Source organism: Parabacteroides bouchesdurhonensis (assembly GCF_900186615.1).
GTDB lineage: Bacteria > Bacteroidota > Bacteroidia > Bacteroidales > Tannerellaceae > Parabacteroides > Parabacteroides bouchesdurhonensis.
On the sequence record NZ_LT896588.1, the window covers coordinates 303,969 to 328,227 of the forward strand.

The 24,259-nt window shown below is 38.7% G+C and carries 21 protein-coding genes; 12 read left to right on the top strand and 9 right to left on the bottom strand.

The window, feature by feature from the left end; translation table 11 throughout:
- The first annotated feature begins 75 nt into the window (after nt 1-75).
- From C1721_RS01355 to C1721_RS01365, 3 genes are read left to right on the top strand one after another with little or no spacing between them, the layout of a single operon-like run.
- Nucleotides 76-888 carry an SDR family NAD(P)-dependent oxidoreductase gene (locus C1721_RS01355; RefSeq protein WP_102406463.1) on the top strand — a complete coding sequence of 271 codons (813 nt, stop codon included), beginning with the start codon at nt 76-78 and terminating at the stop codon, nt 886-888.
- A gap of 26 nt (nt 889-914) precedes the next feature.
- Nucleotides 915-1,739: a DNA-formamidopyrimidine glycosylase family protein gene (locus C1721_RS01360; protein WP_102406465.1), complete on the top strand. Its 825-nt coding sequence runs from the start codon at nt 915-917 to the stop codon at nt 1,737-1,739.
- Between the two features lie 11 nt (nt 1,740-1,750).
- A complete protein-coding gene (locus C1721_RS01365) occupies nt 1,751-3,370 on the top strand; it encodes an RluA family pseudouridine synthase (RefSeq protein WP_102409182.1) in 1,620 nt (539 codons plus the stop codon).
- Between the two features lie 5 nt (nt 3,371-3,375).
- On the opposite strand, the gene C1721_RS01370 is transcribed toward C1721_RS01365, so the two are convergent.
- The 4 genes from C1721_RS01370 to C1721_RS01385 form a co-directional block, all read right to left on the bottom strand.
- The gene (locus C1721_RS01370) at nt 3,376-4,623 is read right to left on the bottom strand and encodes an MFS transporter (protein WP_102406467.1); all 1,248 of its coding nucleotides are present in this window, start codon (nt 4,621-4,623) and stop codon (nt 3,376-3,378) included.
- On the bottom strand, nt 4,620-5,402 hold the full coding sequence (locus C1721_RS01375) for an amidohydrolase (RefSeq protein ID WP_102406469.1): 783 nt from the start codon (nt 5,400-5,402) through the stop codon (nt 4,620-4,622). The genes C1721_RS01370 and C1721_RS01375 overlap by 4 nt, the downstream gene beginning before the upstream one ends.
- Before the next feature lie 62 nt (nt 5,403-5,464).
- Complete coding sequence (locus C1721_RS01380; protein ID WP_102406471.1) at nt 5,465-6,013, bottom strand: 1-acyl-sn-glycerol-3-phosphate acyltransferase; 549 nt, start codon at nt 6,011-6,013, stop codon at nt 5,465-5,467.
- Entirely contained in the window at nt 6,010-6,306 is a 297-nt protein-coding gene (locus C1721_RS01385) for a hypothetical protein (RefSeq protein ID WP_102406473.1), read from the bottom strand. The genes C1721_RS01380 and C1721_RS01385 overlap by 4 nt, the downstream gene beginning before the upstream one ends.
- Nucleotides 6,307-6,434: 128 nt before the next feature.
- Here C1721_RS01385 and C1721_RS01390 point away from each other — a divergent pair, with 128 nt between their 5' ends.
- Nucleotides 6,435-8,093, top strand: coding sequence for a glycosyltransferase (locus tag C1721_RS01390; protein WP_102406475.1), 1,659 nt, complete (start codon nt 6,435-6,437; stop codon nt 8,091-8,093).
- 114 nt (nt 8,094-8,207) lie between these two features.
- Entirely contained in the window at nt 8,208-10,778 is a 2,571-nt protein-coding gene (gene glgP / locus C1721_RS01395; RefSeq protein WP_102406477.1) for an alpha-glucan family phosphorylase, read from the top strand.
- Between the two features lie 207 nt (nt 10,779-10,985).
- Here glgP and C1721_RS01400 read toward each other — a convergent pair whose 3' ends face one another.
- The 5 genes from C1721_RS01400 to C1721_RS01420 all read right to left on the bottom strand — a co-directional run bounded on the left by C1721_RS01400 (nt 10,986) and on the right by C1721_RS01420 (nt 16,426).
- Nucleotides 10,986-12,443, bottom strand: a complete 1,458-nt coding sequence (locus C1721_RS01400; RefSeq protein ID WP_102406479.1) for an OmpP1/FadL family transporter — start codon at nt 12,441-12,443, stop codon at nt 10,986-10,988.
- Nucleotides 12,444-12,670: 227 nt separating this feature from the next.
- Nucleotides 12,671-13,912, bottom strand: a complete 1,242-nt coding sequence (locus C1721_RS01405; protein WP_102406481.1) for a sugar MFS transporter — start codon at nt 13,910-13,912, stop codon at nt 12,671-12,673.
- Nucleotides 13,913-13,916: 4 nt separating this feature from the next.
- Entirely contained in the window at nt 13,917-14,264 is a 348-nt protein-coding gene (locus C1721_RS01410) for an L-rhamnose mutarotase (RefSeq protein ID WP_102406483.1), read from the bottom strand.
- A 63-nt stretch (nt 14,265-14,327) separates the two neighbouring features.
- Nucleotides 14,328-14,954 carry an NUDIX hydrolase gene (locus C1721_RS01415; protein ID WP_102406485.1) on the bottom strand — a complete coding sequence of 209 codons (627 nt, stop codon included), beginning with the start codon at nt 14,952-14,954 and terminating at the stop codon, nt 14,328-14,330.
- Nucleotides 14,955-14,968: 14 nt separating this feature from the next.
- On the bottom strand, nt 14,969-16,426 hold the full coding sequence (locus tag C1721_RS01420) for a DUF4153 domain-containing protein (protein WP_102406487.1): 1,458 nt from the start codon (nt 16,424-16,426) through the stop codon (nt 14,969-14,971).
- A 365-nt stretch (nt 16,427-16,791) separates the two neighbouring features.
- Between C1721_RS01420 and C1721_RS01425 the strand changes: the two genes are divergently transcribed.
- The 7 genes from C1721_RS01425 to C1721_RS01455 all read left to right on the top strand — a co-directional run bounded on the left by C1721_RS01425 (nt 16,792) and on the right by C1721_RS01455 (nt 24,129).
- Nucleotides 16,792-17,220, top strand: a complete 429-nt coding sequence (locus C1721_RS01425) for an Hsp20/alpha crystallin family protein (protein ID WP_102406489.1) — start codon at nt 16,792-16,794, stop codon at nt 17,218-17,220.
- A 74-nt stretch (nt 17,221-17,294) separates the two neighbouring features.
- Nucleotides 17,295-17,780, top strand: coding sequence for a ferritin (locus tag C1721_RS01430; protein ID WP_102406491.1), 486 nt, complete (start codon nt 17,295-17,297; stop codon nt 17,778-17,780).
- Between the two features lie 108 nt (nt 17,781-17,888).
- The gene (locus C1721_RS01435; RefSeq protein WP_102409183.1) at nt 17,889-18,371 is read left to right on the top strand and encodes a ferritin; all 483 of its coding nucleotides are present in this window, start codon (nt 17,889-17,891) and stop codon (nt 18,369-18,371) included.
- A 167-nt stretch (nt 18,372-18,538) separates the two neighbouring features.
- Nucleotides 18,539-20,218, top strand: coding sequence for a GAF domain-containing sensor histidine kinase (locus C1721_RS01440; RefSeq protein WP_102406493.1), 1,680 nt, complete (start codon nt 18,539-18,541; stop codon nt 20,216-20,218).
- Between the two features lie 141 nt (nt 20,219-20,359).
- A complete protein-coding gene (locus tag C1721_RS01445; protein WP_102406495.1) occupies nt 20,360-20,992 on the top strand; it encodes a peroxiredoxin in 633 nt (210 codons plus the stop codon).
- 119 nt (nt 20,993-21,111) lie between these two features.
- Complete coding sequence (locus C1721_RS01450; protein ID WP_102406497.1) at nt 21,112-22,395, top strand: M64 family metallopeptidase; 1,284 nt, start codon at nt 21,112-21,114, stop codon at nt 22,393-22,395.
- A 45-nt stretch (nt 22,396-22,440) separates the two neighbouring features.
- A complete protein-coding gene (locus C1721_RS01455; protein ID WP_102406499.1) occupies nt 22,441-24,129 on the top strand; it encodes a M23 family metallopeptidase in 1,689 nt (562 codons plus the stop codon).
- Nucleotides 24,130-24,259: the final 130 nt, after the last annotated feature.

Below are 24,259 nucleotides of genomic sequence, written 5' to 3' on the forward strand. Positions count from 1 at the left end.
CGGCATGAAACAAAATGGAACACTTGAGTGAAGAATAAGAAAAAAAGAAATACAGTATAAAGAAGATAGAGCATCATGGCAGACAACTACCTGGAAAAGAAAATGGAAGCTTATCAGTCCCGGAAACCATCCGGTATGAAAAAGGCAAACATGCCACCCAAAACCCGGAGAGTATTCGTGACCGGTGGCGCCGCAGGGATAGGCAAAGCCATTGTGAAAGCATTCCGTTCGGCCGGACATCGCGTAGCTTTTTGCGACAAGGATGAGACTGCAGGCAAAGAAACAGCTCTCCGGACGGGAACGGACTTCTATCATGTAGACGTAAGTGACAAAGAGGCTTTGGAAAATTGCATGCAGCAAATATTTGCCGATTGGGGAGATATTGATATCATCATAAACAATGCAGGTATCAGCCAATTCTCACCTATTACGGAAACCAGTGTAGAAGATTTCGACCGGATTCTGTCAGTTAATCTGCGTCCGGCATATATCACATCGAGGCAACTTGCTATCCACCGTCAATCACAGGAAACTCCTAACCGGTTCGGTAGGATTGTGAATATTTGTTCCACCCGTTATCTGATGAGCGAACCGGGCAGTGAAGGATATGCAGCCTCCAAAGGCGGCATTTATTCATTGACACATGCGCTCGCACTGTCGCTGACTAAATGGCAGATCACAGTCAACTCCATCGCTCCCGGCTGGATACAAACACATGACTACGACCGGCTTTTACCGGAAGATCATGCCATGCATCCGTCCGGACGGGTGGGAAAGCCGGAGGATATAGCCCGGACCTGCCTCTTCATCTGTCAGGAAGAAAACGATTTCATCAATGGTGAAAATATTACTGTAGATGGAGGCATGACGAAAAAAATGATTTATTAATCCTCTCATTTTCAAAGAAGAACTTTATGATAGAATTACCCGAAGCAATCACCATTGGCCGTCAGGTAGAACAAAAACTTGCAGGACGTACGGTAACAGATGTATATGGAGCAACGCATCTGCACAAGTTTACCTTCTTTAATGACACGCCCGAAGCATACAAGAAGCTACTTGTTGGCAGACGTGTAGAATCGGCAGAAGGGAAAGGGATATTCGTCGATATCAGATTCGACGACAATGTCTTTCTAAGTATTTTCGATGGTATAAAAATGCGTTATAACGAAAGTACAACTGCTATCCCAAAGAAATACCAGATGTTGATTACTTTCGATGATGATTCATTCATCAGCTTTAATACCACCATGTATGGCGGTATCTATGTTTTCAAGGGATCATTGGAGAATAAATATCGAACCCTCAGCATGGATAGTATCTCACCTTTAAGTAGCAAATTCAATGAATCTTATTTTGAAAAACTGATTTCTTCGGAAAAGAAGAATATAACGGCAAAGGCCTTATTAGCTACAGAACAGCGCATTCCGGGGGTAGGAAACGGAGTTTTACAAGATATCCTGTTCAATGCCTCCATACATCCTAAACGTAAGATTCTATCTTTTACAGAAGAAGAGAAGCAACGTTTGCTTCGTTCGCTCAAAACGACATTACAGCAAATGACTGACAATGGCGGACGCGATACGGAAACCGATTTCTTCGGAAACAAAGGAGGTTATAAGTCTATACTATCGAAAAACACATATGACTTACCTTGTCCGAAATGCGGTAGCACAATCGTGAAAGAGGCCTACATGGGAGGATCGGTTTACTATTGTCCGGAATGTCAGAAACTATAAAACCGACCGGGATGTTTCATTTGCTTCATACATCAAGCTCCTCCCCCGTCCTTCCCCTACGGTTCACATACCCATTCCACTATACACCTCATCCGTTATGTGTAACAGCCGCCCAGGAAGTACAGGAATATCTTGCCGGACAAACAGAATGGAAAGAAGAACTGGATCAGGGAAAAATGTTCGGTGTTTTGATTGTAAAGAATAATTTAGGAGAACTCGGTTTCCTGTCCGCCTTTTCGGGGACATTAGCAGGGAAGAACTTACATCCCTATTTTGTCCCTCCCATATACGATCTACTTGAACCGGACGGATTCTTCAAGCCCGAAGAAGACCGCATATCTGCTATCAATGTACAGATACGCACAATTACGGAAAGCAAAGAATATCAGACCTGCAAGCAACGTCTGGATCAAGAAACAGCCGATGCTGAATCTTCTTTGAAGGCAGCCAAAGCCCAACTGACCATATCGAAAGAGAAGCGCGATTTATACCGTCTTAGCAATCCGGGAGAAGAGGAACAAGCCATTATGATACGGGAAAGCCAACACGAGAAAGCAGAGTTTAAACGTTTAAAAGAGAAATGGAAAAACCGGATCAACATCCTGCAGGCCGATAAAGATAAGTTTGACCAAGAGATAAACAAACTAAAGACTGAGCGCAAAGCCCGTTCGGCCGCTTTACAACAAAAACTATTTGAGCAATTCAAGATACGCAATGCACGCGGTGAAGTCCGAAGCCTGTTATCTATCTTTAAAGAAGCAAAGCAGCAGCTACCTCCTGCCGGTGCCGGAGAATGTGCCGCTCCCCGACTGTTACAATATGCCTATCTGAATAATCTGAAACCTATAGCTATGGCAGAGTTTTGGTGGGGAAAGTCACCAAAGACAGAGTTACGCCGGCATGGTTATTACTATCCGGCTTGCAAAGGGAAATGCGAGCCTATTCTCAACCATATGCTCCAAGGGCTGGATGTAGACCCGAATCCGCTGGCTAATGCAGCGCATCAAGATACCAAACTTAGTATTCTTTGGGAAGACGAATGGTTGTTGGTATTGGATAAGCCGGCAGGAATGCCCTCCGTTCCGGGCAAATTGCCTGTTAAATCGGTTTACAGCGAAATGCGAACCCGCTATCCGGAAGCAACAGGCCCTTTAGTTGTTCACCGGCTAGATATGGGAACTTCCGGATTATTACTGGTAGCCAAAACGCTAAAAGTTTATCAGGAATTACAAACCCAATTTAGTAACCGGACAGTCAGTAAACGTTATATTGCTTTACTTGACGGCACAGTTACCCCGTCAAAAGGCATCATCGATTTGCCTCTTTGTCTGAATCCGATGGACCGACCCAGGCAAATGGTCAGCAATGAATACGGGAAAAGAGCTATCACGGAATATCAGGTCTTGAGCTACAACAAAGGAGTCACCCGTATTGAATTTCGCCCTCTTACCGGACGCACACACCAACTGCGCGTTCACGCAGCGCATATACTTGGGCTAAATGCTCCTATCATAGGCGATGAATTATACGGAAGAAAAGCGGAACGACTTTATCTAGACGCTATAGCTATTACGTTCCGCCATCCAATAACCGGAGAAACTATCAGTATCGAAAAAGAAGAAATGTTTTAGAAGAATCAATGTTTGAACTTTAGAAACGGCAAAACAAAGAAGACTGGAAGGCAACAAATCATCACCCAAATGAAGAAGTGTTGATAACCGATCTGCTCTTGTATCCAGCCGGAAATCATTCCGGGTAGCATCATTCCCAAGGCCATAAATCCGGTACTGATTGCATAATGGGATGTTTTATACTCGCCTTCGGCAAACAACATCAGATACATTGTATAGGCAGTAAAGCCAAAACCGTAACCAAACTGTTCGATAGCAACACAGCCGTTAATGATGAAGATATTTTCCGACATGGCATAGGCCATATACAAATAAACCAAGTTTGGCAACGATATGGCCAGCGCCATTGGCCAAAGCCAGTGCTTCAATCCATTGCGGGCAATTGCCATGCCTCCAAGAATACCGCCCAAAAGCAAAGCTATTACTCCTACTGTTCCGTAAGCAAAGCCAACCTGTCCGGTACTAAGCGCCAAACCTCCTACTTCGCGCCCATCCAATAAAAACGGAGAAGCCAGCTTCACCAACTGGGACTCACCCAACCGGAAGGTCAACATAAACAGAAGTGCAGGAATAACACCTTTCTTTTGAAAGAAACTGGCAAATGTCTTAAAAAACTCAACCAATATAACAGAAGGTGTAACGTTGAGGCGTGGCGCATCTTCTACAGGTCGGGGCAGAATGTATTTATGCCACATGGAAAGTCCTACAAACGTTCCTGCCAGTATGAAGAACACGATACTCCAGGCAAAAGGAATCTTTCCTGTCGACTTTTCCAAAAAGCCTGCCAACATAACAAGCAAGCCTTGTCCGGTAATCATTGCGATACGATAAAAGGTATTACGAATACCTATGAAAAAAGCCTGCTGGTCTTCTGTCAGTCCCAACATATAGAAACCATCGGCGGCAATATCGTGTGTGGCAGAGCTAAAAGCCATCAACCAGAAGAAAGCCAATGTTGCTTGCAGGAAAAAATCACCCGGAAGCACAAAGGCAATACCGGCCATTCCGCCGCCAATAAGCAACTGCATTACATAAATCCACCAACGTTTTGTTTTTATCAAATCGACAAAAGGGCTCCATAAAGGTTTGATAACCCAAGGAAAATACAACCAACTGGTTAATAAAGCAATGTCTGTATTTGACACTTCCAGCCGTTTATACATAATGACAGAGAGTGTCATAACGGCTATATAAGGCAAACCTTCCGCAAAATACAGGGAAGGAATCCAAGTCCAGGAAGAATGTGGTTTCATAATAATTGAAATGAATCTTCGTCTTTCCAAACAGGGAATTTAGTCCGCAAATCGTCCAATTCGTCTTTTTGAAGTGTGCATGTACGTGTAATCTCTTCCCGTTTGCCGGCATCTGCCAGTTTCTTTCCTTTGGGAGAGAACACCATCGAATCTCCATGATATACGAATCCTTTGCCGTCTATACCAACACGATTCACACCGCAGACATAGGCCATATTCTCAATTGCACGTGCTTGCAGAAGAGCTTTCCAGACTTTCTTACGAGGTTCCGGCCAATTGGCTACGTAAACCAACAGGTCATATTCATTCTTCACATTACGGCTCCACACCGGGAAACGGAGGTCGTAACATACTTGCAAGCAAATGTTCCAATTTTTATAATTCACAATAACACGCTTATCACCGGCAGAGAAATGTTTGTCTTCTCCTGCCATACGGAATAAATGACGCTTGTCGTAATAGTATTCTTCCCCTTCGGGTGTGATAAAGAAAGCACGGTTATAGTATGCACCATTCTCTTCGGCAATAAAGCTGCCAATGATCGCCATGTCATACGTCTTCGCCCAGTTTTTAATGGTAGGAATTGTTTCGCCATTCATTGTATCTGCCAGCTTTTCCACTTCCATAGAGAAACCGGTAGTAAATGTCTCCGGCAACACGGCTATATCGGTTTTTCCACTCACTCTACGAAGTAATTCACCATAATACCCCAGGTTTTCACTTCTGTCTTCCCATATAATATGGGATTGTATCATACTAATACGCAAACTATCGGCCATAATATTAGATTATTAAACAAATAAAGGAAAGAAGCCTGTGTGAAACTTCTTTCCTTATATAATTATACATCTATAAAGTTCTCAGGATGGCATGCCGTAACACCACGGTAATGTGTACGGATTTCATGTATATCTTTCTCCATCTCTCCTGTAGGATAGAATATACCTTTTGTCCCTGCTTCCTTTTTCCCATAATCAAAGTACGCCATAAGAATAGGCACATTTGCTTTCACGGCGATATAATAAAACCCTTTCTTCCATTCTTTAGCGGGTTTTCGTGTACCTTCGGGAGTAACAGCCAGCTGAAACCTTTCACGTGTTTTAAACACCTCTACCATCTGATCGGTCACAGAAGTCTTTTTACCACGGTTTACCGGTACACCGCCCATCCAGTTGAATAAAATGTTAAAAGGAAAAAAGAACCATTCCTTTTTAATAAGGAATCCGGCATTACAACCGATTGAGGTATAAAACAGTTTTCCTACAATAAAATCCCAATTACTGGTATGGGGAGCAACACAAACAACACATTTCGGCAAATCAACGCCATCAACCGGCCCAAGTTTCCATCCTGCTAAGCGGAGAATTGCCTTACTTATCCTTTTCTTCATTCCTTTATTTCTTTGCTGAGAGAACCTATTTCGGCTGCAATAGCATCGATCTCCTCCTGCAAATCTGATCTTAATTTACGATAATATTCTTTTACCAGTTTCTTATTATCCTTTCCGTCCGGACGACTAACGCGGCTTATAAAATTATCTTGCATATCCAGAATTCTGGACATAAGTATATCCGTTTTGTCTGCATCAACGCCGGGGATATACAGCTTGCAAACCAATACTTCTGTAAATAAATCGCCAGCTACATAACCGATGTCTTTCTTTAAAATTCTTCTTTTAGCCATATTTTTTGTGTTTTAAATATCCACAAAGTTAGAAATATTGTTATTAAATACCCGGTAATAGCAAAGAAAAAACATAAAATAGATTATCTTTGCAACCGTAAAATCTCTGATTATAAACAAAATCATATATGAGTAACATCACATCAACGCCAGAATATCTGTTTGAAAGCAGCTGGGAGGTTTGTAATAAAGTAGGAGGAATTTATACTGTTCTTTCTACAAAAGCGCATACATTACAACAACTTTTTAAAGATAAAATCATTTTTATTGGTCCTGATGTGTGGACAAATACTGAAGCTTCCGACTTTATCGAGGAGGCAACTTTATTTGCAGACTGGAAGAAACATGCGGAATCGGTAGACAAACTAAAACTAAAAATAGGACGATGGAATGTACCCGGAATGCCCCCGGTTATTTTAGTAGACTTTAAACCCTATTTTGAGGACCGCGACCAATTGTTTTACACAATGTGGGAAAGTTATAAAGTAAATTCATTAAATGCTTACGGTGATTATGATGAATCATGTATTTTTGCTTATGCCGTAGCAAAAGTAATTGAAAGCTTTTACCGCTTCTATAAACTTGAAACCAAAAAGGTAGCCGCCCTATTCAACGAATGGATGTTGGGTATGGGAGCTCTATATATACAAAAACAGATTCCGGCAATAGCTACATTATTTACAACGCATGCTACATCTATCGGACGTTCCATAGCAGGAAATAACAAAGCCCTTTATGCTTATATGGATGGCTATAACGGAGATCAGATGGCTACAGAATTGAATATGGAGGCTAAGCACTCTTTGGAGAAACAAACAGCCCATTATGTAGATTGCTTTACAACCGTTAGTGACATTACAGCCCGTGAATGTAAACAATTACTGGATAAAGAACCTGATATTGTTACCCCGAACGGTTTCGAAAGAAATTTTGTGCCCGACGGTAAAGAATATACGAAAAAACGCAATGCAGCCCGACAAACATTGATAAATGTTGCGGAAAAACTGCTAGGTTATCCTATCTCACCGGATGCTTTGCTAATTTCAACAAGTGGCCGGTATGAATACAGAAACAAAGGTATCGACGTTTTCATAGAAGCAATGAACCGCGTACGCACCTCCGGACGTCTACAACGGGAGGCTATTGCTTTTATCATAGTACCTGCCTGGGTACGTGATGCCCGTGCAGACCTGAAAGAAGTCATTGAAAAAGACATAAAAACTACGTCACCGTTACAAGTACCGTTTATCACCCACTGGTTACACCAGATGCGTGAAGACAAAGTACTAAACTATATTATGCATGCCGGCTTTACGAACACGGCTGCCGATAAACTAAAAATAATATTTGTTCCCTGTTATCAAGACGGACACGATGGTATTTTCAACAAAGTGTACTATGATTTATTGATAGGAATGGATGTTACCGTATATCCTTCTTATTATGAACCATGGGGTTATACGCCATTGGAAAGTATAGCTTTCGGCATCCCGACAATCACTACAAACCTGGCAGGTTTCGGATTATGGGCAGAGAAGACAGTGTCGGGGAATAATATTGACGAAGGTGTTGCTGTAATTAATCGCACAGACTTCAATTATTTTGAGGTAGCAGATGCTATCACAAACTTCATTTTATCATTAGCCCAAAAAGATAAAAAGGAGATAGAGACTATCCGGCAGCGTTGTTTCGATCTTGCAGGTAAAGCAGAATGGAGTAAGTTTATAGCCTATTATCAAACAGCTTTCAGTATAGCTTTAGAACATGCAAAGAAAAGAAAAAGCTAAAATATAACTCATAATTAAGAAGATAATCCTATCTTTGCCGCTGTTTTTACAGAAAAAAACGAGGAAAGATTATCCACGATTTCACAAAATGAAAACTTATTAAACTTCACGATAATGAAAATCAAAGCGAATAACGCAAACAATCCTATTTGGAAAGAGGTTTACTCACATTCAAAGCTTCCACAACAACTGGAACCGCTTCATGAGATGGCAACAAATCTCTGGTGGGTATGGAATCATGAAGGTGCTAAACTATTTGGTAAATTAGATCCGGAGCTATGGAAGTCTACAGAAGGTAACCCGGTTCTTCTACTTCAGAGTTTATCATACAAACGAGTAGAAGAGATTATGGCCAATAAAATGTTAATGGCTGAAATACAAAGAGTCTATACGGATTTTAAAAATTATATAAACGTTAAACCGGATAAAACAAAACCGTCTGTTGCTTATTTCAGTATGGAATATGGCTTGACTAACGTATTAAAAATTTATTCCGGAGGTCTGGGTGTATTAGCCGGAGACTATTTGAAAGAAGCCAGCGACAGTAATATTGATTTATGCGGTGTCGGTTTCTTGTACCGTTACGGATACTTCACTCAATCGTTATCTATGGATGGCCAACAGATTGCAAACTATGAGCCTCAGAATTTCAATTCTCTTCCGCTGACTCAGGTTATGCAATCAAACGGTGAACCGATGGTATTGGAAGTACCTTATACAGGAAGAACTGTTTATGCCAATATATGGAAAGTAAACGTTGGACGTATTCCTTTGTATCTGATGGATACAGATATCCCGCAAAACAGTGAATGGGACCGTTCTATCACTCACCAATTATATGGTGGTGACTGGGAAAACCGTATGAAACAAGAATACTTGTTGGGTATCGGTGGTATCATGATGTTGAACAAGCTGGGTATCAAAAAACAGATTTATCATTGCAACGAAGGTCATGCCGCTCTTATTAATGCACAACGTTTGGTTGATTATATCCAAAACGACGGATTGACATTCAACCAAGCATTAGAGGTTGTTCGCGCTTCTGCTCTTTATACGGTACACACTCCGGTTCCTGCAGGACACGATTACTTTGATGAAGGCTTGTTTGGCCGCTATATGGGTGAATTCCCTGGTAAATTAGGTATCAGCTGGCAAGAATTTATTGACATGGGACGTGAAAACCCCGGTTCAAACGAAAAGTTCTCTATGAGCGTATTCGCATTAAATACTTGTCAGGAAGCAAATGGCGTTAGCTGGTTGCATGGAAAAGTATCGCAGAAAATGTTTGCGCCGGTATGGAAAGGTTATTTTGCTGACGAATTGCATGTTAGCTACGTTACCAACGGTGTACACATGCCGACTTGGGCCGCTACGGAAATGAAGGAATTCTATGCCGACAAATTTGACGAAAACTTCTTCTTCGATCAATCAAATAAGAAGTATTGGGAAGCAATTCAAAATGTTCCCGATGATGAAATCTGGGCTCTTCGTAAGACGTTAAAAAAGAAATTAATTAATTACATAAAGGACGAATACCGTACAACATGGTTAAAGAATCAAGGAGATCCGTCAAAGGTTGTTTCTATCTTGGATAAAATCAACCCGGATGCCTTATTAATTGGTTTCGGCCGACGCTTTGCAACCTATAAACGAGCTCATTTGCTATTTACAGACCTGGATCGTTTGGCAAAGATCGTTAACAACGAAAAATTCCCAATCCAGTTTGTATTCACAGGAAAAGCTCATCCTGCCGACGGCGGTGGACAAGGTTTAATTAAGCACATTGTAGAAATTTCCCGTCGTCCAGAGTTCTTAGGTAAGATTATCTTCCTGGAAAATTATGATATGCGTCTGGCTCGCCGCTTGATTTCTGGTGTTGATGTATGGTTGAATACGCCAACGCGTCCGCTGGAAGCTTCCGGAACATCAGGAGAAAAAGCTGAAATGAACGGCGTTCTCAACTTCTCTGTCTTGGACGGATGGTGGTATGAAGGCTATCGTGAAGGAGCAGGTTGGGCATTGACAGACAAACGTACTTACGAAAACCAACAGTATCAGGATCAATTAGATGCTGCAACGATTTACCACATTTTGGAAACAGAAATTATACCTACTTACTATGCAAAGAATAGTAAGGACTATTCTCCGGAATGGATTCAGTATATCAAAAATTCTATTGCAAAGATTGCTCCAGATTATACAATGAAACGAATGCTGGACGATTATATCAGCCGTTTCTACAACAAGTTGGCAACCCGCTCAGCCCATCTGCACGAAAACAACTATGCTACAGCAAAAGAAATCGCAGCATGGAAAGAAGAGGTAGCAGAGCATTGGGACAGTTTCCAGGTAGAATCATTCACTTGCGATCAAGACTTGCAAGCTAATGGTCCTGTAGTGGGAAGCAACTATACATTCAATTTGGTTATTGACCGCCATGAATTAAAAGGAATGTTGGGCGTAGATATGGTCGTTACTAAAGAAGATCCTGAAAAACATACATTGGAATTACTTAATGTTTCTCAGTTTAAGCTAATGAAAGAAGAAGGATCAAAACTATTCTTTACGTTAACAGCAGCTCCAACAGAAGCAGGTAATCACAAGATGGGATTCCGTGTTTATCCCGTAAACAAAGAATTACCTCATCGTCAAGATTTCGCATATGTTCGTTGGATTCAACAATAACATAAGAAAATAACCATTTAAGAGGATGTTTCATTATAATATGAGACATCCTCTTTTATTTTTCCAGGAACTCTAACATACAAACTCTTTCCTACAAACAACAAATAACCCCTATTTATAAATAGTAGGAAATAAAAAACCTAAAGAGAAAATTCAGAGTATTAAATTTTCTCTTTAGGTCACTTAAAACAACTCTATCAAGTTATTTTAGAATGCGTATGCAACACCAATAGACGGCATCAATGCATAAATATTGTAATGTCCTCCGAATTTACGTTCAGCACCACTAACCAAAGCTTTATCTGTATAAGAACCATCACGTCCAAACCCTGTAACATAAGAGAAAGCAAAATCTACAGAAAGACGGTCTACCGGACGGAAGCTCAAACCTCCTGTAATACCAAACTTATTCATACTTGGTGTTTCAGGATTCAGGAAGTCATCTTTTACCGGAGATTCGTCATAATAAGCACCCATACGAACGTCCAGTCTATTGGTAGCAGCAAATTGAGCACCAACACGATAAATACGAGAATTCATATATTCCTTTTTAGCCACCATATCATACTGGCTCAATGAAGACGGAGAGAAATTGATCTCCAATTTTTTATAAGCACCCCATCCTACAAACTGAACTTCGCCGGAAAGAATCCAACGGTTGGTCGGTTTATAAGTAACGCCCACATTCCAGTTTGAAGGCAACGGCAGTTCAGCAGAGAAAGTACCCTGATCCAAAGCCGGTATCTGTAAATTTACAGGAACCGAAACGCCAAAACTTTCAGCCGTCTTAATAAGGGTTTCAACCTGTTTAAAGATATTTTCCTTTAAATCAGTTTCATTTGCGTAACTCAATGCGATATCACCTTCTTTTACACGAGCCTTTACTTTTGAACGATAAGAAACACCGACTGTTACCTTATCATTAATATCATACATAGCACCGACATTGAAGCCCAGACGAACACCGGCATCTCCTTTCAGGTTTACAGATGCAGCGGAAGCATCATCATATTTAGCCATATCAGCTATTAATTTATCAATCACAGGCTTGGCAATTGCGCCTAGCTCAGGATGAGCTTGGAGGAGCGGACCGAATTGTTCCATTAAGCCAGAAGCCATACCAGACATTTCGCCCGGACCAATCAAAGCACGGCTCAATTCTATATTACCGAACTCCATCATTAAACCGGCTCCAATACTTAAACGATCCATGATTTTCCATGAAACAGTTGGCTGGATATTAAATGCTTTCAAAGAGATATCCTGTATCAAATGTGCCCCTTTCCAGTCTTTACCCCAATTCATAGAACTTCCATACGGTGTAGTAAGGCTTATACCTGCGGCCAAGTTATCATAAATCTTGAAACCCGCATATACATATAATGGCGTACTAGGGGTATTATCCGGCTTTTGTACATACTCACCATCAGTAAATTTGCCTTTTGAAAAAACTCCGGAAACACCGGCAGACAAATGTATTCTATTTTCCATAAAAACCAATCCGGCCGGATTAAAGTGCATGCTCTCTGCCCCAAGTTTCATAGCAGTCCCTACATGGCCCATACCTGCCTGTTTTGTACTCTGTGCATTTACCTGATAACCTTCTGCCGCTGCATAAGATAGAGGAAGCATGGAAAGACATGCTAATGCGATAACTTTCTTCATAAATTATTTATTAATTAGTACCTATCTTCATATGCCATTCCTAGCATAAACGGCGGCAAAGATAAATACTTTTCCTTAATATTGCACATTTTACACAAAAATGTGCGGCACATATAAATATTTCATGTGCAATATCAAAATATACGGCATTCGGAAGAAAAAACAATTCCTTCCGAATGAAATTCTAATTTCTCTCGGAAGAAACCCAAATTAGAGATAGGGAAAAGTCATCTGGCTTTTCCACATTTTATAGAGAAATAGAATATATATGCAAACGCAACCAAAGGAACGATAAAACCGATAGCCATATTAGTCTCACCAATGTATCCCATCAGTATTGGGCTAAAAGCCCCACCTGCTACTCCCATAACGATATACGAAGAAGCCTTCTTTGTATAAATCCCCATACCTTCCAGCCCCAAGGCAAAAATAGTAGGAAACATAACCGACATGAAAAAGAACGAGAGATATAGAGCATAAAGAGAAACCGTCCCCAATGATGCCACAACTAAACTCATACAAACGATACTAGCTAAAGAAAATAAGGCCAACAAACGATTAGGATACATCCACTTCATTGTAAAACTACCAGCCAAACGGCCTATCATAAACAATGCCATTCCACCAAAAGCCAGTATCCGCGAAGCTTCTATATTGGAAATATGCGAATTCATTTCGGTTACGTAGTTTATAAAAAAACTGAATATACCAGTTTGTGCTGCGCAATAACAAAACTGAGCAACTACAGCACGTACAAACTGACGATGTTTCCAGATTGATTTCTGAGTAGCAACTTCATGCAAAGGCTTATCTACAGTTTCATCAGAAAAACCAGCAACCGTTTTTATCTCCGGTAATTTGGTGAGAATAAAAAGCAATGCTACAAATAATACGATGCCACCAACCAAAATATAAGGCTTTGCCAAAGCAAAAATATCGTCTTCTGAAGCTCCGAATATTAATAGACCGCCAACTAATGGTCCTAATATCCAACCTAATCCGTTGAATGATTGAGATAGGTTCAAACGTTGAGCTGCAGACTCTGCCGGTCCCAAAATTGTAGAGTACGGATTAGCTGCTGTTTCCAATATGCAGAGCCCGCAAGCAATCACAAACAAAGCGATCAGAAAAGGAACTGCCGAATGCAAAAATGCGGCCGGTATAAAAGCAAATGCGCCGCCGGCAAATAATAACAGTCCCAGGATAATTCCTTTTTTATAGCCATACCGCTTCATAAATGCTCCTGCCGGAAGAGCCATCAGAAAATAAGCAATATATGTTGAGAATTGCACCAATCCGCTCTCAGCTTTCGTCATGGTAAAAGCTCCTTGAAAGTGTTTATTCAACACATCCAGTAAACCATGGGCAAAGCCCCATAACAAAAACAAACTGGTGATAAGAATAAATGGTATAAGATAAGATTTACCGTTTGGAGCAGCAACTAAAGATTGTTTATTTGTGTTTTTCATAAAATTATAGTGATTCAGATAACTTAAAAATACATTCCATCATCTGCCATTTTTCTGAAGATGAACAACCGGGAACTGTTTTTTGAAAACGTGCAACAAAATCTTCCCATTCTGCCTGTTTATCCATTTTTGCCAAACGCGCAAAAGCTTCATCCCAATTAAAATTGTCTGAGGTTTCAACAATCATAAACAAACGGCTTCCCAGCCGGTAAATTTCCATATTCAAAATGCCCACAGCACGAATACCTTGAGGAATTTCCGGCCAAATATGCTCCGGAGAATGCCAATATGAATATTCTTGAATCAGCGTCTCATCATCCTTTAAATCTAAAGTTTGGCAATATCTTTTCATAATCCTATTTTATTTTCTAAAAGGTCGTAAACTTACAAAAAAACACTATCACCCGAAATTAATCTAGTCTAAATAAACTGTTTGTACAGAATTTTTATAGTAATCAAACATCTGAAATATCTGTTCGGGAAGCACACGTTCAAGAGATAACGGAGGAAGTTCATCCAACTTAAAAAAGCGTTTTCCCACAATATCAAAGACATTTGTAAATTCACCTCCTTTTATATCACAAAGAATAAAGAATTTATATACATAAAACGGAATTAATGGATACGGATGCTTGCTCATATCCATAACTGCCAGTAAACGGACAGCTTCGACATCCAAACCCGTTTCTTCTTTCACTTCCTTTACGGCAACTTCGCTCGGTGAATAACCAACATCAGACCAACCGCCCGGAAGCGACCAACAACCATCAGATTTTTCCTGAACAAGCAAAATTTCATCTTTCTCATTAAATATAACCGCCCGGATATCTACCTTAGGCGTAGTATATTCTTTCATCAGGTGATAACAATCATCTATCTGGATCGCATCCAGACCTGTAGCCAAAGCAGTTATCTGATTGCTTATTTGGATTAATTCTTCATAGCGTTCTGTATCATATTCACTGAGTGAGTAGGTAATACCATTCTGTGCCAATGCACGAATTCGTTGAGCTAACAAAACCAATTTTTTTTCTTTTTCCATCTCTGCTTATATCATCATTTTAAATAACATTTAGGAAGCATATAAACCCCTTGATAAACCGAATCCCGTTGAAAATAAATATAATCCAGAATCAATGCAGCCGAATCCATATCAATTCTCAACAAATCCGGATAAACCGATTCCGGTATTGAATCATAAGGGGTAAGACCTACTTTTCGTAACTGACTGTAAAATAAGGAATCCGTTTGCTCAGCAAAAAGGATACTTTCATCCGCATTATATAAAATAGTTGAATCTTTACCTCCGGAAAAATAGAATCCTTTATCTGTCGGATAGTTGAAAACCTTATGCATCATACGGAATCCTTCGATGTCTACAGGGATGTCGCTTTCAATATAACCATCTTCCTTCAAACCGGCATAGTTGGTTTTCGGAGGATAATTATCTCTCTTCATCTGTGAAATCCGTTCTATATCTTTTGCCGTTATACCCGGAATATAGGTAACTGCCGATAAAAGAGCGATTGCTAAAAGGGAAACATACAAATATCTCCCCGCCCGTTTGGAGAAAAATAAGAAAGCTGTTCCCGTTAATATCAATCCAATTATAACCAGATAAACACGGGCCTCTGTAAACCCATATTGATTAATACGGTAATACACCCCAACCCAATACATGACCAAAGCAGGCAACACACCCCAACTACTCCAACGGTAAAGCCAATCATAATAACGTTTCGACACAAAAGCCTGAAAACCTTTCAACAGAAAAGTAGCCGATGTAAAACTAATTACAATATAGGCAACCGCACCTTTAGGCAACGACCATATTACCGTCACTTTTATAAAATACAAATAAAGAATCACTGCATAAATCAACAGAGCAGGAGACAAAACAAAGTTAACTAATACATCAAATACCTTATTCTTCACTTTTCCATTATCTCTATTCTGGTTAAACATCAGAAAAAGCAACGACATTACTCCTGCAAAAGCGAATGAAGTAGCATACGCTATGAAACGCTCTTCATAATTACCCCATATTTCAAATATGTAATGAATAGAGAAATAAATCGAGATAGCCAATAACCAAGCAATCACAGTCAATAAACAAGCCGCCAACCAAGCTGCAATATATCGGATTCCCACTTGCATAAAAGCATCATTATCCAACTTCCAGCGACTTACCATATATATTAGTTGCATAATGATTAACGTAATCCAAAACGTTATATCAAAAGTGTTTTCAATCCAAATATAAACAGGGATAAAGAACAAAACGGATATATAATAAAAAACACGTCCTTTCTTACCTAATGTTAGATAGTTCAATATATATGTTGTAAGGAACAGTACCGGAGAATATGACAATACAGACTCCCAATCTTCATTTCTCGATTCGAAATAGTAACATCCCAATACACAGAAAAACACAGCTAGCAATACTTCCGCCGGATTTTTCTGAACGGCCAATAGCAGGCGTGTCCACAAGGCTTCTATTTTCTTGTTCATACTCTTTTAAATTGGTTTGATTATAACGTATAAAGATAAAAGATTATTATTATATATGTCAAAAAGGTCGGGATTATGCCATTTTTTACAAGAAAAGCACGATTTCTTCCTGTCATTTTTTCAGCGAATAAAATTTCTTATTTATCCACTTTCCAAAACTTCTTATTTGTCAGTTTCCGTAAGGTCAATAAAAATAAGACATGAAGAACACTTTAAATATCATTTATTTAATTTCATTCTGATTAACAGCCACATGCCCCATTTGGCACAAGATTTGAATTATATCATGTGAATTCGGAATCGAAAGAGAACGAATACGAAAGAAATTAATAATTTATGTATAACTTAAATTGGAGGACTGTATTATGACACCGATGAGAAGAAGTCAAAATTGGTTACCTTATGTATTCAATGATTTGTTTGACAATGACTGGATGATTAAAGCAAACTCTACAGCTCCAGCCATTAATGTAATTGAATCAGAGAAAGATTACCGTGTAGAAGTTGCTGCACCTGGCATGACCAAGGATGATTTTAACATTAAAATTGATGAAAACAACAATTTAGTTGTTTCCATGGAAAAAAAAGAAGAAACAAAGGAAGACAAAAAAGATGGACGTTATCTGAGACGGGAATTTTCTTACAGTAAATTCCAACAGACAATGGTACTTCCTGACAATGTGGAAAAAGACAAAATTGAAGCAAAAGTTGAAAACGGAGTGCTGAACATCATCATTCCTAAAATGACGGAAGAAGCAGCTAAAAAAGCGGAAAAGGTTATTGAGATTAAATAATCTCCACCTAGTATAAACTAAAAGCTCTAGTGGTTTGTTTTATTGGAAAATTAATCCATATAAAACAAACCATTATGATTTTAAGTAGAAAACTATCCGACGCTTTAAACGAGCAAATTAATGCAGAAATGTGGTCTGCAAATCTTTATATGTCCATGTATACCCACTTCGTCGTATTAGGACTTGACGGATGTGCCCACTGGATGCGCAAACAATCCGAAGAAGAGCTTGAGCATGCCTATAGCCTTATCAATTATTCAGTTAAAAGAGGTGGGCAAGTAGTTATAAATCCCATCAATTCTGTCCCTACTGCATGGGGAAGCCCTCTTGAGATATTCGAACATGTTTACAAACATGAAACTTATATTTCCGAACTAATAGATAAATTAGTCGATCTCGCATCTTCCGAAAAAGACAAGGCGACACAAGATTTCTTATGGAGTTTCGTACGTGAGCAAGTGGAAGAAGAAGCTACAGCAAAAAATATCGCTGAAAAGTTGAAATCATACGGCGAACATCATATTGCAATACTTGACCATCTATTAAGCAAGAGATGTTAAATTATTAAATAATAAGAGGTGTAAACTATTATTTAAAATTAAATAAATACGTATTTTTGCAATAGCGATTTTCTAATTATAGAACTAATATTGAAAGGGTACAGTATTATGATTTTAAGTAAAAAGTTATCAGAAGCATTCAATGCACAAGTGAATGCAGAAATGTGGTCTTCCAACCTCTACTTGTCAATGTCCGTGTATTTTCAGAAAGAAGGATTAAACGGTTTTGCTCACTGGATGCGTAAACAGGCAGATGAAGAAATGGAGCACGCCCATAAGATGATCGATTTTGCAATAGACCGGGGAGGAAACATCACAATTGGACAAATCAATGTAGTCCCTACTGCTTGGGGTAACCCTCTTGAGGTCTTTGAGCATGTTTATAAGCATGAGACATATGTTTCCGAATTGATTGACAAAATGGTAGACATCGCAGAAGCTGAAAAAGATCATGCAGTAAGAGACTTTTTGTTTGGTTTTGTTCGTGAACAAGTGGAAGAAGAATCAACAGCAAAAGCCATTGTTGACGAATTAAAACATTATGGAGAGTGTCATTTCGGCATCATGGATCACAAGCTTAGTAAAAGATAATATCAAAGCCTTTTATAGTTATAAAATGGGCACGTATATGTGCCCATTTTTATTTTCGGACAAAAAACAATATTCTTTCCTAATGAAGTATCACAAATAAAAATTATTTCTTAGCTTTGTAATCCTTGAAATTCAATAACATTCACAAAACAAACGCATAGAAACCCATGACTCCGGCACCTAACATTAAGCAAATCATTTCAGAAGTTATATCTCTGTTGTTCAATTCCGACGAAAATGATGCAATAGAGAAAGCTATAAAAATACTTTTGGATTTTTTTAATGTGGACTGGGTATATGTGGCGACCTTCGATGCAGAAAATAAAGTCGCAAACTTTTTATACGAAGCAATAAGTACTTGGGTTGATACGTCAAAGGAAGATTCTTCCATATTATCCCATGAAACAATTCCGTGGATGATTGATACAATTCTAGCAGGGAATGACATCATTGCCCATGATATAAAGAATCTGCCCAAAGAAGCATATGTCGATCGAAAGCTATTAGAAAGTCAAGGACTTCTTTCCATGCTAGTCTTACCACTTTCTTTCCATAATAGAATACGAGGTTTCATCGGATTCGATTCTATTCGAATACGTAGACATTGGACAGCATCTGAAGTCGAAAATCTACGTATTATATCAAACATCTTCTCTATTATTATAGAACGTCAAAGTGCGCAAACTGATATAAAAGAATCCCGCAAACGTCTATTACAAAGTAACACCCGTTTTCAAATGATATTTTCGAACTTACCTGTTGGAGTAGAACTATACGATACAGATGGTTTTTTAATAGATGCAAATGAAGCTGATGCCAGAATCTTTGGCGCCAGTATTGAAGACTTAAGAGGCTGTAACTTATTTAAAAATCCCAATTTAGACAAAAACATCGTCAAAAGTTTAAGGAATGATAAAGATTTCGATTTACCCACGGTTTATTATTTTAATAAAGTAGGAGACTATTTTCAGACTTCTTTCAAAGAAGAAATAAAATACCTGCAAATAAAAGGATTAATCTTACGGGATGAAGAACCTGGACAAATTGGATACCTATTTATAATTAGTGATAACACCGAGAACCATCTGAAAAAAGAGATGGAAGAAAAATTACGGAAAGCCGAAGAAGAAAAACTTAAAACGGAACTCGAAATGGAAAAGGTTCGTGAAGCAGATAAGTTAAAGTCGGCCTTTCTTGCCAACATGAGTCATGAAATCCGTACACCTCTAAATGCAATTGTTGGTTTCTCCGGAATTATGGCAGAAACGGATGATCTGGAAGAACGTCACCATTTTCAAGAAATCATCAACAAGAATAATGAATTATTACTTCAATTAATTTCTGACATTCTCGATTTTTCTAAAATAGAATCCGGTGTTCTAAAGTATCAACACAAGAACATAAATCTAAAAGATATTTGTCTTGAAATATACAATATGTATACCACCCCTAAGTTTTCTCATTTGGAATTTATATTTGACGAAACAAAACATCCGGACCTTATCCTTTATTCAGATGAACAACGTATAAAACAAGTTATAATAAATTTAGTTTCAAATGCCTATAAATTTACTCCCCAAGGCAAAATCATTTTATCATATAATATAAAAGGACAATCCGCTCGTGTAGCCGTATCCGATACTGGTATTGGAATAGCCGATGAAAACCTGGATAAAATATTTGAACGTTTTGTAAAAATAAACAATTTTACTCAAGGAGCAGGACTTGGTCTCACTATTTGTAAAACTATTGTAGAATTTTTAGGAGGAGAAATTGGAGTTGATTCCAAACCAGGAGAAGGTTCTACCTTCTGGTTTATTCTTCCAATATCAATAGTAGAAGAGTAAAAAAAATTACCTGATCTTCATTTCTATTTATAGACTTGCATTTCAGATAGTTTCTTTCAAATATCTAATTTGATTAAAACTTGGAAAAATAAAGGAACAATCCCTTGCCGGAGGTTGTTATATCGAAAAATAAATATCGATATGAGTGCATTTATAGGTAAAAAAGCGCCGGAATTTCATGCTCCGGCAGTCGTTAATGGTAATGAAATCATTCCAGACTTTTCACTGGAACAGTATATTGGTAAAAAATATGTAGTTCTATTCTTCTATCCAATGGACTTCACGTTTGTTTGCCCTACTGAACTACATGCTTTCCAAGATAAATTACCAGAGTTTGAAAAACGAAATGTAGCCGTAGTTGGCTGTTCTGTGGATTCTGAATATTCCCACTTTGCATGGTTGAACCAAGACCGTAATAAAGGAGGTATTCATGGTGTAAAGTATCCTATCGTCTCCGATTTTTCCAAAACAATCTCACAAAACTATGGAGTTCTTGCTGCCGATTATCTGACGAATGAAACAGGAGAAGTGGTAGCCGTAGGCGAACCTGTTGCTTATCGCGGGCTTTTTCTGATTGATAAGAATGGAATTATCCGTCATTACGTTATCAATGATTTACCATTGGGAAGAAACGTTGATGAAGCCATCCGTATGGTAGACGCATTACAGCATTTTGAGGAATATGGCGAAGTTTGCCCTGCCAACTGGTCTAAAGGTAAAGATGCAATGAAAGCGACTCAAGAAGGAGTATCAGGTTATTTGAGCCATCATTAATTCACATCTCATATATATTTACATCTCCGGAAACATGTTTCACACTCTTACATTTTCCGGAGATATTTTTATGTCTTATCTTTGGCATATAATCAAGCAGTCAATAACAAAACACATATATGAAGACACGGAACTACATTATTCTACTTGCTCTTTTTTGCAGTTTAACTTGTATCGCACAAAACGACTTTGACACCTATTTCTTAACAAAAAGTCTGCGTATAGACTTTGCCCTTAGTGGAAATTCAAAATACCAGGCAGCAGCTATTCAGCAACTTCGGGAAGAACCGGTATGGGGCGGTCCACAGAAAAACCGAATAGACAAATTCAAATATGGAGGTTATTACGTCAATGTCTATGATAAAACCAGTAATAAACTGATTTACTCTCGTGGATTTAATACCTTATTTGAAGAATGGCGTACCACCAAGCAGGCTCAAAACGAAACACAATCGTGGACGAACAGTATCTCTGTTCCTTTTCCTAAAAAAACTGTTTTGGTAGAGATTACTGCCCGAAATAAAGAGGATATGCAGTTTCAGACATTATTAAAAACAGAGATAGATCCTTCCAGCATCTTCATTGATAGAGGAAGATTAAAAGAGAACCACGTATCTAGAATACAATACAAAGGAAACCCAACAGAAAAAGTAGACCTTGTTTTCCTGGCAGAAGGATATACGAAAACCGAGCAAGACAAATTCATCGCTGATGCAAAACGTTTTACGGAGTCTTTATTTAACACAGCTCCGTACAACAATCATGAAGACGATTTTAATGTTTGGGCCGTAAGTTTAATTTCTGAAGAATCGGGCACAGATATCTCCGGTAAAGGCATATTTAAAAATACAGCTTTGAATTCAGGCTATTACACATTTGGAATAGACCGTTATCTGACTACCCCTGACATGAAATCCATTCGTGATGCTATTTGGAATACTCCCTGCGATGCTATTTTTATCCTCGTAAATACAGATACGTACGGTGGAGGAGGAATGTATAATTTCTATGCAATGGGGACAGCCGACAACGCACAGACACAAGTTATTTTTGTTCATGAATTCGGGCATAGTTTTGCCGGTCTTGCCGATGAATATTTCACATCGGAAGTTGCTTATGAAAATTTCTACAATTTAAAATACGAGCCATGGGAACCAAATATTACAACACTGGTAAACTTTGACAGTAAATGGAAAGACCTTCTAGCTAAAAATACTCCTGTTCCAACTCCATTGAATGGCAAATACAAAGATCATGTCGGCGTATTTGAAGGTGGAGGTTATGTAGCAAAAGGAATATACCGTCCTATGGATCATTGCATGATGAGAGATTATGCGCCTTTTTGTCCGGCATGTAGCCGTGCCATCGTACAAATGATAAATTTCCTTACAGATAAAGAATAAGTAAGATTTTATTGTATGTTTGCTAAATAATAACATGATAATACTATGCAATTACATCATATTATAGCCGGAATCTGTACGATTTCATCTCTTATAAATTTCTCTATTAAAGCACAAGAACTACGAGCTCCACTTGATTTGCCAATCCTTCTAAGCGGGAATTTCGGAGAATTAAGAAGTAACCATTTTCATTCCGGCATAGACTTTAAGACTCAGGGCGTAGAAGGCAAGCCTGTCCATGCAGTGCAGGAAGGATATGTCTCACGCATTTCTGTCAGTCCATGGGGTTATGGAAATGGATTATACCTTACACATCCAGACGGGACAACAACAGTGTACGGGCATCTCCAAAAGTTCTCGAAGAAAATTGCGAACTACGTAAAAGAGCAACAATATCTACAAGAAAGTTTTAATGTAAATTTAACTCTAACTCCGGATATATTCCCTATAGAGAAGGGGGAGATTGTGGCTTTCAGTGGAAATACAGGTAGTTCCGGAGGTCCTCATCTGCATTTTGAAGTTCGCAATACAAAAACAGAAGAGGTAGTAGACCCTCTTGAGTTTTTCAAAAACAAAATAACCGATACGCGCCCTCCGAAAATACAAGAAATAATGATATATCCAATGCCAGGAAAAGGTATAGTAAACAGCAGCAGTAAAAAACAGGAATTAAAATTAGTCACAGCAAAAAACGGCAAACAAGCAATAACCGGGAAACTGGAGGCTTGGGGAGAAATAGGCCTGGCTATAAAAGCTTATGACTATATGGATAATACCACGAACATTTATGGGGTGAAGGAAATCGTTTTACAGGCAGACAGCCAAACGATTTTTCATAGCTGCCTGGATATGTACGCATTTGATGAAAGCCGTTATCTGAATAGCTTCACCGACTACGAAACATGGAAAGACAAACGTTCATTTTATATGAAAAGTTTCATTGAACCAGGCAATCGCCTTCGTTTTATTGCAAGTGAAAACAGAGGTATACTTACTATTAATGAACCCAGAGAATATCATTTAATATATAAGTTGTCTGATATATTTGGAAATACAACCCAACTGTCTATCTGGATAAAAGGAAAAGAACAAATCATACCTCAGCCCAATATGGAAGGAGCGGAATTATTTCATTGGGGAAGTGATAATCGTTTCGGAGCCAAAGGAATCCGTCTTACTATTCCCAAAGGAAACTTATATGATGATTTATTATTCAGATATTCGGTAAAAGAAGATAGTACTGCCCTATCGGCAACCCACATATTACACAATCATCCGGTTCCTCTGCACAAAGCGGGACAATTATCTATACGTTTACAATCCGACACACTGAATAACAAGCAACAATATGGCATTATCCGATTACAAAACGGTCGAGCCTCCTGGATTGGCGGCACTTATAAGAACGGTTGGATAAATGCAGATATTAAAGAACTTGGTAATTATGCTATCAGGCAAGACTCTCAAGCTCCTACGATCACTCCCATTAACAAGGAAACCTGGATAAGCAAACAAATTATTTCATTCCGGTTGTCTGATAATTTAAGTGGGGTACAAAGCTACAAAGGAACTATTGATGGCGAATACGCCCTGTTTGAAATGAATAATAAATCCGTCATTTCTTATCACTTCGACAAAGAACGATTACAACCGGGAAAACATTTGCTGGAACTTACTGTAACAGATGCTTGTGATAATTTAACGTTTTATTCATACACATTTAACTGGAAATGAAACATTAACCTAACGACAATCATTTCAACACCGAAAATCTTACCGGAATAATTTGCTTAAAACAATTAATTCGTATATTTGTTTTTCATACAATGAGTAATATGCTCAACAATAAACACGATATACGAAC

What these genes read in the sequence shown, in the direction of transcription:
- C1721_RS01435 (WP_102409183.1), top strand. Translation starts at nt 17,889, where the DNA reads ATGATTTTAAGTAAAAAGTTATCAGAAGCATTCAATGCACAAGTGAAT.
- C1721_RS01415 (WP_102406485.1), bottom strand. Translation starts at nt 14,954, where the DNA reads ATGGAAAAAGAAAAAAAATTGGTTTTGTTAGCTCAACGAATTCGTGCA.
- C1721_RS01385 (WP_102406473.1), bottom strand. Translation starts at nt 6,306, where the DNA reads ATGGCTAAAAGAAGAATTTTAAAGAAAGACATCGGTTATGTAGCTGGC.
- C1721_RS01445 (WP_102406495.1), top strand. Translation starts at nt 20,360, where the DNA reads ATGAGTGCATTTATAGGTAAAAAAGCGCCGGAATTTCATGCTCCGGCA.
- glgP (WP_102406477.1), top strand. Translation starts at nt 8,208, where the DNA reads ATGAAAATCAAAGCGAATAACGCAAACAATCCTATTTGGAAAGAGGTT.
- C1721_RS01380 (WP_102406471.1), bottom strand. Translation starts at nt 6,013, where the DNA reads ATGAAGAAAAGGATAAGTAAGGCAATTCTCCGCTTAGCAGGATGGAAA.
- C1721_RS01370 (WP_102406467.1), bottom strand. Translation starts at nt 4,623, where the DNA reads ATGAAACCACATTCTTCCTGGACTTGGATTCCTTCCCTGTATTTTGCG.
- C1721_RS01360 (WP_102406465.1), top strand. Translation starts at nt 915, where the DNA reads ATGATAGAATTACCCGAAGCAATCACCATTGGCCGTCAGGTAGAACAA.
- C1721_RS01450 (WP_102406497.1), top strand. Translation starts at nt 21,112, where the DNA reads ATGAAGACACGGAACTACATTATTCTACTTGCTCTTTTTTGCAGTTTA.
- C1721_RS01375 (WP_102406469.1), bottom strand. Translation starts at nt 5,402, where the DNA reads ATGGCCGATAGTTTGCGTATTAGTATGATACAATCCCATATTATATGG.
- C1721_RS01355 (WP_102406463.1), top strand. Translation starts at nt 76, where the DNA reads ATGGCAGACAACTACCTGGAAAAGAAAATGGAAGCTTATCAGTCCCGG.
- C1721_RS01455 (WP_102406499.1), top strand. Translation starts at nt 22,441, where the DNA reads ATGCAATTACATCATATTATAGCCGGAATCTGTACGATTTCATCTCTT.
- C1721_RS01365 (WP_102409182.1), top strand. Translation starts at nt 1,751, where the DNA reads ATGTTTCATTTGCTTCATACATCAAGCTCCTCCCCCGTCCTTCCCCTA.
- C1721_RS01400 (WP_102406479.1), bottom strand. Translation starts at nt 12,443, where the DNA reads ATGAAGAAAGTTATCGCATTAGCATGTCTTTCCATGCTTCCTCTATCT.
- C1721_RS01420 (WP_102406487.1), bottom strand. Translation starts at nt 16,426, where the DNA reads ATGAACAAGAAAATAGAAGCCTTGTGGACACGCCTGCTATTGGCCGTT.
- C1721_RS01440 (WP_102406493.1), top strand. Translation starts at nt 18,539, where the DNA reads ATGACTCCGGCACCTAACATTAAGCAAATCATTTCAGAAGTTATATCT.
- C1721_RS01405 (WP_102406481.1), bottom strand. Translation starts at nt 13,912, where the DNA reads ATGAAAAACACAAATAAACAATCTTTAGTTGCTGCTCCAAACGGTAAA.
- C1721_RS01410 (WP_102406483.1), bottom strand. Translation starts at nt 14,264, where the DNA reads ATGAAAAGATATTGCCAAACTTTAGATTTAAAGGATGATGAGACGCTG.
- C1721_RS01390 (WP_102406475.1), top strand. Translation starts at nt 6,435, where the DNA reads ATGAGTAACATCACATCAACGCCAGAATATCTGTTTGAAAGCAGCTGG.
- C1721_RS01430 (WP_102406491.1), top strand. Translation starts at nt 17,295, where the DNA reads ATGATTTTAAGTAGAAAACTATCCGACGCTTTAAACGAGCAAATTAAT.
- C1721_RS01425 (WP_102406489.1), top strand. Translation starts at nt 16,792, where the DNA reads ATGACACCGATGAGAAGAAGTCAAAATTGGTTACCTTATGTATTCAAT.